Source organism: Janthinobacterium sp. 344, from assembly GCF_900112025.1.
In the GTDB taxonomy this organism is placed as follows: domain Bacteria; phylum Pseudomonadota; class Gammaproteobacteria; order Burkholderiales; family Burkholderiaceae_D; genus Janthinobacterium.
Genome location: NZ_FOKL01000003.1, coordinates 479,998 through 494,071, shown reverse-complemented (window position 1 = coordinate 494,071; position 14,074 = coordinate 479,998). Strand labels below are relative to the sequence as shown.

Here is a 14,074-nt window from a genome sequence, read left to right as displayed (position 1 = left end):
CATGGCTGAACAACTCTCCGCCGATTACCTCGTGATCGGCTCCGGCATCATTGGCTCCCTGGCCGCGCGCAAGCTGGCGCTGGCGGGCGCCTCGGTGCTGATCCTGGAAGCGGGGCCGCGCGTGTCGCGCGGTGAAATCGTCGCGCGTTTCCGCAACACGACGCGCCGCAGCGACTGGATGTCGCCGTATCCGTCGGTGGCCACGGCGCCGCATCCGATCTACCAGCCCAAGGACAACGGCTACCTGGTGCAGGCCGGCCCGTATCCGTACCCTGCCGAATACATCCGCCAGTTCGGCGGCACGTCGTGGCACTGGGCCGCGCAGGCCTGGCGCAACGTGCCGAACGATTTCCGCATCCACAGCCTGTACGGCGTGGGCGTCGACTGGCCGATCAGCTACGAAGACCTGGAGCCGTTCTATCAGGAAGCGGAAGAAATCATGGGCGTCTCGGGTGCCGAGAATACGGGCTCGCCGCGCAAGCAGCCCTTCCCGATGGATTCCGTGACGGAGCCGTACGCCATGCGCCGCATCCGCGAACGCCTGGACCCGTCGTTCAAGGTGGTGGGCAACACGGTGGCGCGCAACAGCGTCAGCTACGATGGCCGCCCGGCCTGCTGCGGCAACAACAGCTGCCAGCCGATCTGCCCCATCGACGCGCAATACCACGGCGGCATCGCCGCGCAGCAGGCCGAAGCGGCCGGCGTGACCATCGTCTGCAATGCCAACGTGTACAAGCTGGAGCACGACGCGCAGGGCCGCATCACGGCCGCCCTGTACTACGACGTCGACAAGAAGAGCCACCGGGTCACGGCCAAGACCTTCATTCTGGCCGCCAACGGCATCGAAAGCCCCCGCCTGCTGCTCGTTTCCGCCTCGGAGAAATACCCGAACGGCCTGGCCAACAGCAGCGACATGGTGGGCCGCAACCTGATGGACCACCCGAGCACCTCGATCACCTTCGACGCCGATGAAGACCTGTGGCTGGGCCGCGGCCCGCAAAGCCCGAACTCCATCAACACCATGCGCGATGGCGATTTCCGCAGCCAGCATTCGCCGTACCGCCTGGACTTCACGAACATCTCGCGCGTCGATGGCGCGACCAAGGAGCTGATCGGCAAGGGCGTCTTCGGCGAGGAATTCGAACAGCAGCTGCGTTTCCGCTCGGCCCGTGAAATGAGCCTGAAGAACGTGCTGGAAGTGCTGCCGAACCCGGAAAACCGCATCGCCCTGAGCAGCGAAAAGGATGCCATGGGCATCCCCAAGCCGCAGGCGCATTACTCGATCGACGAGTACACCCGGCGCGGCCACGAGCGCTCGAAGCAGGATTTCGAGCAGATCGCCAAGCTGATGGGCGGCACCAACCTGCGCCACAGCAAGGAAGGCGTGTTCGCCAACAACCAGCACATCTGCGGCACCCTGTCGATGGGTTCCGATCCCGCCAAGGCCGTCTGCGACCAGTGGGGCCGCACCTTCGACCATGCCAACCTGTTCCTGTGCAGTACCGGCGTGCTGCCCACGTCCGGCACCTGCAATTCGACGGAAAACGGCCTGGCCGTGGCGCTGCGCACCGTCAAGCATATCCTCGACGAACAACAGGGAGGCACAGCATGATGGCGACCTTCAGAATGGCGGCCGGCGCCGCCTTGCTGTCCCTGGCCTTGCCCGTGCTGGCGGCCGATGTGGCCGGCGCGGCCGGCCCGGATGCGGCGGCGATCGAACGTGGCCGCTACCTGGCCACGGCCGGCGACTGCATCGCCTGCCACAGCGTGCCAGGCGGCAAACCGATGGCGGGCGGCCTGGCCCTGGCCACGCCGCTCGGCGACATCGTCGCCACCAATATCACGCCGTCGAAAACGCACGGCATCGGCAACTACACGCTCAAGCAGTTTTCCGACGCCGTGCGCCATGGCGTGCGCGCCGATGGCGCCAACCTGTACCCGGCCATGCCCTACACGGCCTATGCCAAGGTGACAGACGAGGACACGGCGGCCCTGTATGACTACTTCATGCATGGCGTGGCGGCCGTGGATACGGCGCCGGCAAAGCAGACGGACTTGCCGTTCCCGTTCAACATCCGCCTGTCGATGGCGGGCTGGAACCTGCTCTTCCTGGACAAGAAGCCGTTCGTCGTCGATACGGCCAAGAGCATGGAGTGGAACCGCGGCGCCTACCTGGCGCAGGGCCTGGCCCACTGCACCACCTGCCATACGCCGCGCAATGCGCTGATGGCCGAGCAGCTGTCGAAGGAGCTGGGCGGCGCCGACCTGGGCACCTGGTATGCGCCGAACATCACCTCGGACATCCACAGCGGCGTGGGTGGCTGGAGCCAGCAGGAACTGGTCGACTACCTGCGCACGGGCCGCGCGGCCAACAAGGCGCAGGCGGCGGGACCGATGGCCGAAGCCATCGACCATAGCCTGAAGCACCTGAGCGACGCCGACCTGAACGCCATCGCGCACTATGTCAAGGGCGTGCCGGCCATCCGCGACAAGGCGGACACGCAGCCGGTGACGCAATGGGGCAAGGCGGGCGACGAGCTCAGTTCCATCCGTGGCGTGCCGCTGCCGCAGAACCTGAACAAGATGTCGGGGGCGCAGTTGTACGATGCGCAGTGCGCCAGCTGCCACCAGGCCAAGGGCGAGGGCAGTTTCGATGGCAGCCTGCCGCCGCTGTTCCACAACTCGGTGACGGGCCGCAGCAACAGCAACAACCTGGTGATGGCCATCCTCGATGGCGTCGAGCGGCAGGATGGCAAGGGGAGCCATGCCGGCCACCGGATGCCCGCCTTCCGCCAGACGCTGTCGGACGAGCAGATCGTCACCCTCGGCAATTACGTGCAGAAGATGTACGGCAATCCCGACGTCAAGGTGACGGCGGAACAGGTGACGACCCTGCGCAACGGCGGTCCAGCCTCGAACCTGATCGGCCTGGCCCGCGCCGGCATCATCGTCGGCGTGCTGGTGCTGCTGGCATTGCTGCTGTGGTGGCGGGGACGGCGGCGCAAATCGGTGTAAAGGCGATGTAAGCACAAACCCTGCGGCAAAAGCCGGGGTCAGGCCCATAGGGTCTGGCCCCTTTTTTTGTTTACGCCGCGAAGCCGCCGTCGATCTTCAGTCCGGCGCCCGTGACGAAGGCCGCCTCGTCGCTGGCCAGGTAGGCCACCATGCCGGCGATTTCTTCGGCCGTGCCGTGGCGGGGCAGCGCCATCAGGCCATGCATCAGGTCGGCGAAATCGCCCGTCGGCGGGTTCATGTCCGTGGCGACGGGGCCCGGTTCCACGTTGTTGATGGTGATGCCGCGCGGCCCCAGGTCGCGCGACAGGCCTTGCGTCAGGCCGCTCAGCGCCGATTTGCTCATGGCATACGCGGCCGCGCCGCCGAACGGCATGCGGTGCGCATTCGTGCTGCCGATGTTGATGATGCGTCCGCCCGTCTGCATGTGCGCCACGGCCGCCTTGATGGCGACGAACACGGCGCGCACGTTGACGGCCACGGTCTTGTCGAAGTCTTCCAGCGAAAAATCGTCGATGGCGCCGGGCAGGAATACGCCCGCGTTGTTGACGAGGATATCGATCCGGCCGAACTGCGCCGCCACCTTGGCGATGGCCGCCGTCAACACGGCGGCGTCTGCCGCATCGGCCTGCACGCCCAGGGCCTTGCCGCCCGCCGCTTCCACTGTCGCCGACAGCGCCTGCGCTTCGGCGGCGGAATGTTGATACGTGAAGACGACGGTGGCGCCCTGGCGCGCCAGGCGCTGGACGATGGCGGCGCCGATGCCGCGCGAGCCGCCCGTCACAAACGCGATCTTGTCGTGCAGTGGCTGGGTGGCGGTGGTGCTGCTGGTGGCGGTTTGCATGATGGGCTTTCTGTGTGAGGAGTCGAGAAGCTCAGTATCTGCCTTTCATTCCTGCGGCACTAGCCATGAATCGCTACAATCACTTTCAACCATTCGGATCAAATACGCGGGTAGAATAGGGCATGGACGCATTCAATCACTTGCCATCATTCGTGCTGTCGGCCGAGCTGGGCAGCTTTTCGGCGGCCGCGCGCCGCCTGGGACAGACGCCGGCCGCCGTCAGCAAGAACGTGGCGCGCCTGGAAGCGGGCCTGGGACTGCGGCTGTTCCAGCGCAGCACGCGCCGCCTGACCCTGACGGAAGGGGGCGAGCGCTTCCTGCAGCAGATAGGCGGAGCCCTGTCCACCCTGCAGGAGGCCATCGCCGGCGTGGCGGAAGAGGGCGGCCAGCCGGCCGGCGTCTTGAAAATCAGCCTGGCGCCGTCGTTCGGCCGCAGTTACGTGGTGCCCTTGCTGGGCGAGTTCATCGCGCGCTATCCGGGCGTGGTCCCCGACTGCCATTTCGACAACCGCCAGGTGGACCTGATCGGCGAAGGCTTTGACGTCGCCATCGGCGGCGGCATCGAGCTGACGCCCGGCGTGGTGGCGCGCGAACTGGGACACGCCCACATCGTCGCCACGGCGTCGCCCGCCTTCATGCAGGGCAAGGCCATGCCCGCGCATCCATCGGAGCTGGCGCAATTCGATGGCGTGGTGCGCCGTTCGGCCGGCAGCGGGCGCTTGCGCAGCTGGATACTGCGCGATGGCCAGGGCGGCGAAGGCGTGGCCGAATCGCGCCCGCGCGCCATCTTCGACGACCCGGAGGCGATGGCGCAGGCGGCCATCCTGGGCGTCGGCGTGGCGCTGCTGCCCATGCCGCACGCGCTGGCGCATTTGCGCAGCGGCGCGCTGATCCGCTTGCTGCCCGGCTGGCATGCCGATTCCGGCCCCCTGTCCGTGTACTATCCCAGCAAGAAGCTGCTGCCCGCGAAGACGCGCGTGTTCGTCGATTTCCTGCTGGAGCAGTTCCGCCAGCGCGATTTCGCCGCGCAGGTGCGGCCCGATTAAACGAGAAATCATTGCCATGCATAGCAACTACAGCCTGTTCTATACCTTCGACGGCGACCAGCCGGCCCGCTTCCAGGAAGCGCGCGTGTTCGGCACGACCGTCTGGACGGCCAGCGGCGCCGCCATGACCTGGGGGGAGGCGGCGCGCAAGGACTACGCCAGCGCAGCCGCGGCGCACGCCGCCTACCTGGCGCATTGCCAGGCCGCGCTGGCCGATGGCCATGTGCTGGCGCGCGCAAGTCTGATCGACCCGGCCGTGTTCGATTTCGCGCTGCTGCAAACCCTGGTGACGGATGCCGCGCGCCTGGCTGTCGCGGCCGTGCGCCGCGCGCATCCGGACCAGCACATCGACGCGTTCGCGCTGGTGAGCGACGACAGCGCCATGACGATAGCATGCATGGCGAACAGCCGCGAGGCGCTGGCCGCCTCGGAATACGGCGAAGAGATGCTGTGGAATCCGGCCGAGTGGGCGTTCGACGACGGTGGCGCGTATTTCGACAGCGCCTACCGCTTGCTGCTGCAGGCGCACCGCGAGCTGCCGTTCGACGTGGACTTCGCCACCTTCCGCAGCGGCGTGTTCGACGCCTGCATCGCGGCGCTGGCGCGGCTCGACACGGAAGGCATCCTCGGCACGGGCGCGCAGCGCGACGGGAGCGTGCTGCTGTTCGAGGTCAGCGACAGCGAGCCGGTGGAAGGAGGCGCGCTGGCGCGTTTGAATCCGCCGGCCGTGGTGGCGCGTTACGAGGCGTGGATGGCCAGCTGGGCGCAATAGGCTTACGCCGCCACCAGCCTGAGTCGCGTAATCTCCGCCGGCGCGCCGATACGTTTCGGCGGGCCCCAGTAGCCCGTGCCGCGGCTGACGTAAATCCACAGGCGGCCTTGCCGGTGCAGGCCCGCCACGTAGGGCTGCTGCAGCGGCACGAACAGATTCCAGGGCCAGAACTGGCCGCCATGCGTGTGGCCGGACAGTTGCAGGTCGTAGCCGGCCGCTTCCGCCTCGGACGCGCTGCGCGGCTGGTGCGCCAGCAGGATGCGGGGAATGCCGGCCGGCGCGCCGGCGATGGCGCCTTGCGGGTCGCTCGCCTGCGCCGGATCGAAGGCGGCCGCATTGAAGTCGGTGACGCCGGCCAGGGCCAGGCGCGCGCCATCGTGCTCCAGCACGGCGTGCTCGTTCATCAGCACGCGCAAGCCCAGGCGGCGAAATTGCGCCACCCACGGCGCGGCGCCCGAATAGTATTCGTGGTTGCCCGTCACCAGAAACACGCCATGGCGCGCGCGCAGCTCGCCCAGCGGCGCCGTGTGACTGCCCAGTTGCTCCACCGTGCCGTCGACGACGTCGCCCGTGATGGCGATGATGTCCGCCTGCAGGCCGTTGGCGCGCGCGACGATGGCCTCCACGTAGGCGCGCTTGATGGTGGCGCCCACGTGGATGTCGCTCAGTTGCACGATGGTGAAATTGTGCAGGGCGGCCGGCAGGCCGGCGATCGGCACGGTGACTTCGCGCACGCGCGCCACCTTGCGGGCATTGATGAAGCCGACGACGGTGGCCAGCAGCGCCAGGAGCAGGACGGCCACGGCGGACGCCTGCGCGTGCGGGCGCAGGGTGGGAATCAGCATCAGCAGGGCGCGCAGCAGCGTGAGCACGAACAGCGAGGAAAAAAAGCCCATGCACAGCGAGCCGGCCCAGCTCAGGCGGTCGGCCAGGCGCCCGTCATGGGTGACGGCGCGGGCAAAGATCGTCATCGGCATCAGCATGGTCGAGGCCAGCAAGACCAGGCCGCCCAGCAGCCAGCCAGCCAGGCCGACGGGCAGCGCCGGCAGCAGCAGCCAGCCCAGCAGGGCGTGCAGGGCGCCGAGTATCATGGTGATGCGCAGCAGGGGCGTGCGGGTTTTCATGTCATGGTTCCAGAAGTGGGGTGCCCAGATAGGCGGAAGTGATGCGCGCGAAACTGCCATCCTGGCGCATGCGCCGGAACGCGCGGTCGAAGGCGGCGGCCAGCGCCGGCGATGCCGCGTTCTTGCGAAACACGATATAGGTATCGAAGCGCATGGATGGGGAGGCGGGTGTCGCCACGCGCGCGATGCCCTCCAGTTTCAGCTGCTTCACCGTGTACTGGCCGACGACGCCGTCCGCCAGCACGGCGTCGATGCGGCGCAGCGCCAGTTTCTGGAAATTGGCGGCGTCCGTCGGCACTTCGGCGATGCTCCAGCGGCCTTGCGCGGCGCCGCTGGCAATGGCCTCGGGCAGGCGAAAGCCCGCGCGCACGCCGATCACCTTGCCTGCCAGGTCATCGAGCCTGCTCACGGCCGCCGAAGCACCGGCCTGGCGCACGAACAGCGCATACTCGGTCGGCTGCAAGGGCACCTTGCCAAATTCCAGGTACTGCTCGCGCGCCGGCGTGCGGCTCATGGCAAAGGCGCAATCGACCGTGCCCTGCGGCCTGGCCAGTTCACTTTCCAGGCGCCGCCATGGCATGGCGCGAAATTCGATGGCGATGCCCAGGCGCGATGCGGCCTCGCGCAGCACATCCACATTCAAGCCCTCGATGCGTCCCTGGTTCTGCATGAAGTAGGGCACGAAGACATCGTCATGGCATACCAGCCGGGCCGGCAGCGTATCGTCGGCGCCGGCGGGCGCCGCGCATAGCAGGGCCGCGGCGGCCAGCGCGGCGGCCAGCGGCCACGCACGGCGGTGGCGGCGCCCCGGAGCAGGCGCAAGGACGCCATCGTACATCGGTTGAAGCTGCAATTGATCATCCCAGGTGTCCCGAAACTGTCGCGTTTCGCACGGCCCGATTATAGCCGAAGCGTTATATAAAAAACCAGGCGCGCCACGGGACGGGCATTACTGGCCGATATGCAGTCCCAATGCGGCGAGCTTGCCGAAGTCGACAGGCTTGGCAAAGTGTTCGTTGAAACCCGCCGCCAGCGCCGACTGCCGGTCGTGTTCCTGGCCGTAGCCCGTCAGCGCGACGAGCAGGAACTGTTGCGGGATCGGCAGCTGGCGCAATTTGACGGCCACCTCGTAGCCGCTCATGTCGGGCAGGCCGATGTCGAGGAAGACGATGTCGGGCTTGAATTCCAGCGTGCGTTCGGTGGCTTGCGCGCCCGTGTAGGCCGTGCGCACCGTGTGGCCGTACATTTCCAGCAGTTCGGCCAGCGTGTCGGCCGCATCGCTGTTGTCGTCGACGACGAGGACGCGCTGGCTGCTGCCGTCGGCCGCCGGCGCCGGCGCGGCGGCGGGCAAGGGCACGTTGGCGTCGAGCGGCAGATGGACCTCGAAGGTACTGCCCAGCCCCACGCCGGGGCTGCTGACGCTGACCTGGCCGCCGTGCAGTTCCACCAGGGTGCGCACCAGCGACAGGCCGATGCCCAGGCCATCCTGCACCCGGTCCGGCGAATGGCCGCTCTGCGCGAACAGGCCGAAGATGCTGTCGATGCTGGTCGCGGCGATGCCGATGCCATTGTCGGCGAGGCGTATGCGCACGTTGTCGCCGTCGCGCGCGGCGCCGATGGCGATGCGCCCGCCCGGCGCCGTGAACTTGGCCGCGTTGAGCAGCAGGTTGGCGACGATCTGCGACAGGCGCACGGCGTCGCCGCAGACCCACAGTTCCTCCTTGGGCAGGTCGATGTCGATCGCATGGCCGCGCGCCTCGATGCTGTGCGAGCTCGTTTCCAGCGCGCTGCGGATCACGCTGGCCAGGCTCACGCTTTCCCACTGCAGCGAGATCTTGCCCAGCGAAATGCGCGACACGTCGAGCAGGTCGTCCACCAGGCGCACCAGGTGGTCGGTGTGGCGGGCGATGGTGCGGCGCGCGTTGTCCTGCATGGCCGGCACGACGGGATCGAGCTTGCACAGCAGGGCCAGCGCCGTGCGGATGGGGCCGAGCGGATTGCGCAGTTCATGCGCCAGGGTGGCGAGGAATTCGTCCTTGCGGCGGTCGACTTCGCGCAGTTCGCGCTCGACCTGGCCCAGGCGCAGCAGCGCCCGCACGTTGGCGATCAGTTCGTCCGCCTCGATCGGTTCGACCAGATAATTGTCGGCGCCGCCGTCGAGGGCGCGGATCTTGTCGGCCGTGCCGATGCACGAGGCCGACGTTTGCAGCACCAGGATGGTGTTCGTCTCGGCGCCGCCTTTCAATTGGCGACACACTTCGAGGCCGTTGATGTCGGGCAGCTTGACGTCGAGCAGGATCAGGTTGGGGCGGTCCTGGCGCGCGCGCAGCAGCGCGTCGCCGCCATTCGAGGCCTCGATCACCTTGAAGCCGGCGCGCGTGAGGATGCGCGACTTGGCGTAGCGTGCGCCGTCGCTGTCATCGACGTTGAGGATCAGAGCATCGCTGTTGTTATCCGGTAGCATGCGCATTATCCCTGGTGGTGGTGCCTTGCGGCGGTGCCGGCTCTTGCCGGTGGTGGGTGTGGCCGATCAGCGCGCGCAGGGTCGACAGCAGTTGCTGGCGCAGCAGGGGCTTGACGTAATACGCGTCCGCGCCCAGCGCCAGGCCCTTGCGCTTGTCGTCGATCTCGGTGGCGACGATGACGGGCACCTGGCGCCGCAGCGGGTCGTTTTTCAGTTCCGCCAGCCAGTGCCAGGCATTTTCGCCGTGCAGCAGGATGTCGAGGATGACGGCGGCGGGGCGCTGCTGTTCCCAGCGCTCCTGCGCTTCGCGCACGCTGCGCGCGGCCACCACGCGAAATTCGCTGCCGGCCAAAAATTTCTCGTACAGCAGGCGGATGGGCGGGTTGTCTTCCACCACCAGCACGGGGATGCGCTGGTCGTTGCCATTGTCGTTGGCAGGCGCGCACGGCGACTGGCTGCCTTCGGGCGCCTGGTAGCTGACGGGCAGGACGACGGAAAACAGCGAACCCTTGCCCGGGGTGCTTTGCACCTCCACCGTGCCATTGAGCAGGGTCGCCAGGTTGCGGCACAGGGGCAGGCCCAGTCCAGTGCCCCTGACCTTGCGCTGCATGTGGTTTTCCACCTGGCTGAATTCCTCGAAGATCACCTGCACGTCGTCGTCGGCGATGCCCAGGCCCGTGTCGGAGACGGAAAAGCGGATCGCGTCCCGCTCCGGCAGCGGCGTGGCGCTGACGATGATGGCGCCCGCTTCCGTGAACTTGAGGGCGTTGGAGATGAAGTTGCGCAGGATTTGCGACAGCTTGCCTTCGTCCGTGTGGATGTGCAGGGCCGGATCGGGAGCGATGAAGGTCAGCGTCAGCGACTCGGACACCAGCAGCGGGCGCAGCATGCCGCGCAGGGCGCTGAACAGGTCGGCCACCTGGAAGCTGTTGGCGTGCACGTCGACCTTGCCCGCCTCGATCTTGGCCAGGTCCAGCAAGTCGTTCACCAGGTCGCTCAGGCTGACGGCGCCCTGCAGGATGAACAGCACCTGCTTTTCCTGCTCGTCCGTCAGCTCGCCGTCGACGCGGTCCAGCAGCAGCTTGGACAGGGCGCGGATGGAACTGAGGGGCGTGCGGAATTCATGGCTCATGTTCGACAGGAAGCGCGACTTCATCTGGTCGGCGCGGCGCAGGTGGTCGGCTTTTTCATCGAGTTCCGCGTACAGGGCCACCACGCCGCGATTGGTGTCTTCCAGTTCGCGCGTCAGCTGCAGCAGGTCTTCCTGGCGCGTTTTCAGCTCGTCCAGGGTGGCCAGCAGCTCGCGGTTCTGCTGCTGCACTTCGGCCACCGTGATGTCCGAGGGCAAAGCCTGCAGGCTGCCGCCCAGGGCGCCGATCTTTTGCCCGTCGAGCAGGGGTGCGTCGCGCGGGAACAGCTTTTGCAGGGTGATTTCCGTGCCTGCGCCCGGCGCGCTGCGGATGTGGCAGCGGTCCATCAGGCGCTGCGCGCCCAGGATGCCCAGGCCCATGCCCGTCTGCGAGCGGTAGGTGCCGGCCAGCACCTGCTCAAGCTGGGCGATGCCGGGACCCTGGTCTTCGATGCGGATGCTGAACAGCTGCGGCGCCGTCTGGCCATCGATGGCGAAATGGATCTTGCCGCTGCCCGCGTAGTTGTAGACATTGCGCGCCAGTTCCGATACGGCCGTGGCGATGCGCACCTGGTCCTGCACGCCGAAGCCGCACAGGGCCGCGATCTGCCGCGCGCGCTGGCGCGCTCCCACCACATCGAGTTCGCTGGCGATATTGGCTGTCAATATGCGTTGTGTCATACGCTACCTTTCCTCATGCCGTGTCTTGTCCCGCCACGGCGTCATGTTCCTCGTGTTCGCGCAGCACCACCACGGTGACGTCGTCGCGTCCGCGCGAAAAATCGCGGTACAGCACGGCGGCGATCAGGCTGGGGTGGCAGTGCGCCAGGCCCGGATACTGCTCCAGGTCCCAGCGCGTGTGCAGGCCGTCCGAATGCATGATCAGCATGGTGCCCAGCTGCCATGGATAGCGGAATTCCTGCACTTTGCGCAGATTGCTGCCGACGATGCCGTTATGCGACAGCAGATGGCGCCGCTGGTGGGCATCGAAGGCGCAGGCGGCGATATTGCCCACGCCGGCGAAGCGCAGCTCGCGCTGCGCGCTGTCGATGTGCGCCACGGCCAGCGCCGCGCCGCGCGTGGCGCGCAGGGCGCCGTGGGCCAGATCGATGAACGGGGCAGGCAGGGGCGGCAGGCCGGGCGAGCTGTCTTCCAGCAGCGCGCTGGCCCGCTCCGACGCCTGCGCCGCGAGGGGGCCGTGGCCCAGGCCATCGGCCACCATCAGGCTCAGTTCATGCCCTTCGCAGACCACGTTCCAGGCGTCGCCGCACACGTGTTCCGAGGCCAGCGGCAGGCACACGGCGCCGATCTGCCAGTTCGGGCTGGCGGGGATGGCGCTGCTGGCGTGCGGTCCCCATATCACCATCATCAGCGCCGTGCCCTTGCCGGGCGCCGTGTACAGGTCGAATTCCTGGCTCAATCGGCGTATCGCGCCCAGGCCCACGCCATACGTGCCCGTGGTGGAATGGCCGTCCTGCATGTGCTGGCGCACGTTCGCCATGCCGGGGCCGCTGTCGATGGCCAGCACTTCGATGCCGCTGGTGCCGCCGCGCAGCACCTTGCGCAGCAGGATTTCACCGTGCCGCGCGTGCTTGACGATATTCGTGGCCGCCTCGCTGATGACGATGGCCAACTGGCCCGTGCGCACGTCGTCGAAGCCGATGTGGCGCGCCAGCTCGTTGCCGGCCCGGCGCGCCGCGGCGATCTCGCTCGGTTCGCCGATGGAAAAACGTTGTTGCCTGCGCGGGGCAGGGTACGGCTCCAGGTGATTCAAAACAGCTTCCATTTCGCGATGGTGACGGTGGTGCCCATGCCGGGCGCCGTGTCGATGTGAAATGCGTCGGCCAGGCGCTTGGCGCCACCCAGCCCCAGTCCCAGCCCGCCGCCGCTGGTATAGCCATCGGTCAGCGCCAGGGGGATGTCTTCGATGCCGGGTCCCTTGTCGATAAAACTCAGTTCAAGACCCAGGCGCGCGCCGTCGCGCACGCGCTCGATGTGCGCTTCGCCGCCGCCGCCGTAGCGCAGCGTGTTGCGCGCCAGTTCGCTGGCCGCCGTGATGATCTTGGTTTGTTCGATCAGGCCAAAACCCATGGCGACCATGCTGTCGCGCACCTGCTTGCGCAAGCGCACCACGTCTTCATCGGTGTGCAGCGGCAGCACCTGCGCCGCTTCCTGCGCACCGGCCTGCGTGCGCTCCTGCAGGCCAAGCCGCGCGCCCGCGCCTAGCACGCGGCACCTGTGCGCGTCATTCCCACAGGCTGCCCCGTTCCAGCAGCTTGATGCCCAGCTCCACGTTCAGCGCCGTGCTCACGCCTTCCAGCGCCAGGCCCAGCTCCACCAGGGTGATGGCGACGGCGGGCTGCATGCCGACGACCACGGTGCGCGCGTCGAGGATCTTGGCCATCGCCGCCGTGTTGCTGATCATGCGGCCGATGAAGGAGTCGACGATGTCGAGCGCCGAAATATCGATCAGCACGCCCGTGGCGCGGTCCTTGACGATGCGCGTCGTCAGGTCGTCCTGCAAGGTCATCGCCAGGCGGTCATGCATGTCCACCTGGATCGTCACCAGCAGCAGCCGGCCCATGCGTAAAATGGGGATTCTCTCCATGCGCGCCTCAGTGTTGCTGCTGCTGGTAAGTGATGGTGGAACCCGTGCGTTTCAGGGCCACGACAAAGGCGTCGGCCAGGGTGGCCTTGGTGATCACGTCTTCCAGGTTGACGCCCAGGTGCACGATGGTTTGCGCGATCTGCGGGCGGATGCCGCTGATGATGCAGTCGGCGCCCATCAGGCGCGCCGCCGCGATGGTTTTGAGCAAATGCTGCGCCACCAGGGTGTCGACGGTGGGCACGCCCGTGATGTCGATGATGGCGATCAGGGCGCCCGTGTCGACGATCTTTTGCAGCAGGCTTTCCATCACCACTTGCGTGCGGGCGCTGTCAAGCGTGCCGATCAGGGGCAGGGCCAGCACGTTTTGCCACAGCTGCACCACGGGCGTGGACAGCTCCAGCAATTCCTGCTGCTGGCGCAGGATCACCTGTTCGCGCGCTTTTTGATAGATGGCGATGGTCAGCAGGCCCAGCTCGTCGAACAGCTTGCTGGTGGCAACGACGGCGTCGCCCAGCTGCTGTGGCTGCGCAGCAAGTTCCGTGCGCAGGTAGCTGAACAGTGGTTCCTTGAGGGAAAACACGAAGCTGGCCGTGTCGATCGGCGAATAGCCCTGGCGCACGCGCGACTGCGATATTTCACTGAGCAGCTGCCGCGTGTCGTCCCAGGCGCCGCCTTCGATGTCGAAGGAGTCGCCGCTTTCCAGCGCGCTCACCAGCAGGGGCAGGAATTGCGATGCCTGCTGGCGCAATTCATTTTCCGCAATCTTGTCGCGCCTTACCAAACGCGAGATGAGGCCGGCCATCCAGCCGTCCAGCAATTCCGTGTGGTGTTCGCTGATGATGCTGGCCAGCTGCTGCGGCTGGCCCATGCCCGTCTTGTTTTTCATGCTCATCCTTGGCTGGAGTGGAGGGTGCGGCGCGGCCGCAACGACGCCGCGCTGTGTCCATAAATTATAAGCAGACATGACCATATTGTTATGTTCTCTGGCGCACATAATGGCTAGTTGGATCAACATTTCCTTGGCTAACGATGCCGGTTTAAAGATGTATATGATTTGCATGTTTAAGGAAATTCC

Annotated in this window: 13 protein-coding genes; 4 read left to right on the top strand and 9 right to left on the bottom strand. The window is 66.9% G+C overall.

From position 1 onward, the window contains the following. Position 1: 1 nt before the first annotated feature. Both BM193_RS11830 and BM193_RS11825 read left to right on the top strand, forming a co-directional pair. On the top strand, positions 2-1,612 hold the full coding sequence (locus BM193_RS11830; RefSeq protein WP_092797911.1) for a GMC family oxidoreductase: 1,611 nt from the start codon (positions 2-4) through the stop codon (positions 1,610-1,612). Then, entirely contained in the window at positions 1,609-3,015 is a 1,407-nt protein-coding gene (locus BM193_RS11825; RefSeq protein WP_092797910.1) for a c-type cytochrome, read from the top strand. The genes BM193_RS11830 and BM193_RS11825 overlap by 4 nt, the downstream gene beginning before the upstream one ends. Positions 3,016-3,085: 70 nt before the next feature. Here BM193_RS11825 and BM193_RS11820 read toward each other — a convergent pair whose 3' ends face one another. Then, entirely contained in the window at positions 3,086-3,856 is a 771-nt protein-coding gene (locus BM193_RS11820) for an SDR family oxidoreductase (RefSeq protein ID WP_092797909.1), read from the bottom strand. 122 nt (positions 3,857-3,978) lie between these two features. On the opposite strand from BM193_RS11820, the gene BM193_RS11815 reads away from it, so the two are divergent. Both BM193_RS11815 and BM193_RS11810 read left to right on the top strand, forming a co-directional pair. Continuing rightward, the gene (locus BM193_RS11815; protein ID WP_092797908.1) at positions 3,979-4,902 is read left to right on the top strand and encodes a LysR family transcriptional regulator; all 924 of its coding nucleotides are present in this window, start codon (positions 3,979-3,981) and stop codon (positions 4,900-4,902) included. Positions 4,903-4,918: 16 nt separating this feature from the next. Then, entirely contained in the window at positions 4,919-5,674 is a 756-nt protein-coding gene (locus tag BM193_RS11810; protein ID WP_092797907.1) for a DUF4303 domain-containing protein, read from the top strand. 2 nt (positions 5,675-5,676) lie between these two features. Here BM193_RS11810 and BM193_RS11805 read toward each other — a convergent pair whose 3' ends face one another. The 8 genes from BM193_RS11805 to BM193_RS11770 form a co-directional block, all read right to left on the bottom strand. Then, entirely contained in the window at positions 5,677-6,798 is a 1,122-nt protein-coding gene (locus BM193_RS11805; RefSeq protein WP_092797906.1) for a metallophosphoesterase, read from the bottom strand. 1 nt (position 6,799) lies between these two features. Then, complete coding sequence (locus tag BM193_RS11800) at positions 6,800-7,651, bottom strand: substrate-binding periplasmic protein (RefSeq protein WP_139176125.1); 852 nt, start codon at positions 7,649-7,651, stop codon at positions 6,800-6,802. A 96-nt stretch (positions 7,652-7,747) separates the two neighbouring features. Next, positions 7,748-9,262: an ATP-binding response regulator gene (locus tag BM193_RS11795; protein WP_092798074.1), complete on the bottom strand. Its 1,515-nt coding sequence runs from the start codon at positions 9,260-9,262 to the stop codon at positions 7,748-7,750. Continuing rightward, a complete protein-coding gene (locus tag BM193_RS11790; protein ID WP_092797904.1) occupies positions 9,249-11,072 on the bottom strand; it encodes an ATP-binding protein in 1,824 nt (607 codons plus the stop codon). Before BM193_RS11790 ends, BM193_RS11795 begins: the two co-directional genes overlap by 14 nt. A gap of 13 nt (positions 11,073-11,085) precedes the next feature. Beyond that, on the bottom strand, positions 11,086-12,165 hold the full coding sequence (locus tag BM193_RS11785) for an ATP-binding SpoIIE family protein phosphatase (protein WP_254786078.1): 1,080 nt from the start codon (positions 12,163-12,165) through the stop codon (positions 11,086-11,088). Then, positions 12,162-12,593: an anti-sigma regulatory factor gene (locus BM193_RS11780; RefSeq protein ID WP_175533261.1), complete on the bottom strand. Its 432-nt coding sequence runs from the start codon at positions 12,591-12,593 to the stop codon at positions 12,162-12,164. The genes BM193_RS11785 and BM193_RS11780 overlap by 4 nt, the downstream gene beginning before the upstream one ends. Before the next feature lie 43 nt (positions 12,594-12,636). Continuing rightward, the gene (locus BM193_RS11775) at positions 12,637-12,999 is read right to left on the bottom strand and encodes an STAS domain-containing protein (protein ID WP_092797902.1); all 363 of its coding nucleotides are present in this window, start codon (positions 12,997-12,999) and stop codon (positions 12,637-12,639) included. Positions 13,000-13,006: 7 nt separating this feature from the next. Beyond that, entirely contained in the window at positions 13,007-13,885 is an 879-nt protein-coding gene (locus BM193_RS11770) for an STAS domain-containing protein (RefSeq protein WP_254786077.1), read from the bottom strand. Between the last annotated feature and the right edge of the window lie 189 nt (positions 13,886-14,074).